We start from the raw sequence: 940 nt of genomic DNA, 5'->3' as shown, positions 1-940 counted from the left end.
CCTATCAAAAGCAATTCGCTATGACCAATGAAGAAGTGGATCAGGTGCTGCGTGTACTTGGCGATATGGGTCAAGAAGCCGTAGGCTCTATGGGCGATGACACGCCAATGGCAGTACTGTCTTCGAAAGAGCGTTTGGTTACCGATTACTTCCGCCAGAAGTTTGCTCAGGTCACCAACCCGCCTATCGATCCACTACGTGAAAAGCATGTTATGTCGTTAGCCACCAGTATAGGTCAGGAGATGAACGTCTTCTGTGAAACCGACGGCCACGCGCATCGAGTGACATTTGATTCTCCAGTGCTACTTTACTCTGACATGCAGCAGTTGCTTGAGCTGGGTGACGATCACTACCGCAATACCATTCTCGACATAAACTACGATCCACAAGAGAAAGATCTCAAACAAGCGATTGATGATTTATGTGATCAAGCTGAACAAGTGGTGCGAGAAGGTACCGTTTTAGTGGTTCTTTCTGACCGCGCATTAGTCAAAGGCAAATTGCCAATTCCAGCCGCCATGGCTGTCGGCGCCGTGCAAACTCGCTTAGTTACAGCCAACCTTCGTTGTGATGCCAACATCGTCGCGGAAACCGCAACCGCACGTGACCCTCATCAATTTGCCGTATTGCTAGGCTTTGGCGCTACGGCGGTTTATCCGTATCTAGCTTATGAAGCGCTAGGCAAGTTGATTGACGATGGTGCCCTAGATAAAGACTACCGCGATGTTATGCAGAACTATCAGTATGGCATCAACAAAGGCTTGTACAAAATCATGTCGAAGATGGGTATTTCGACCATCGCCTCTTACCGTTGCTCACAATTGTTCGAAGCTGTTGGGTTGAGCCGGGAAGTGGTCGACTTGTGCTTTAAAGGCGTAACCACTCGCATCGAAGGCGCAAACTTTGATGATTTCCAACAAGATTTAACCAACTTGTCCCG

1 protein-coding gene is annotated in these 940 nt (G+C 48.5%); it reads left to right on the top strand.

The window, feature by feature from the left end:
• A partial coding sequence (locus tag R7R78_RS24805; protein WP_318119557.1) for a glutamate synthase central domain-containing protein occupies positions 1 to 940 on the top strand: 940 nt, incomplete at both ends.

The organism is Vibrio sp. 2134-1 (assembly GCF_033339495.1).
Note: the sequence above shows the minus strand (reverse complement) of the source record. Positions and strands in the feature narration are given on the sequence as shown.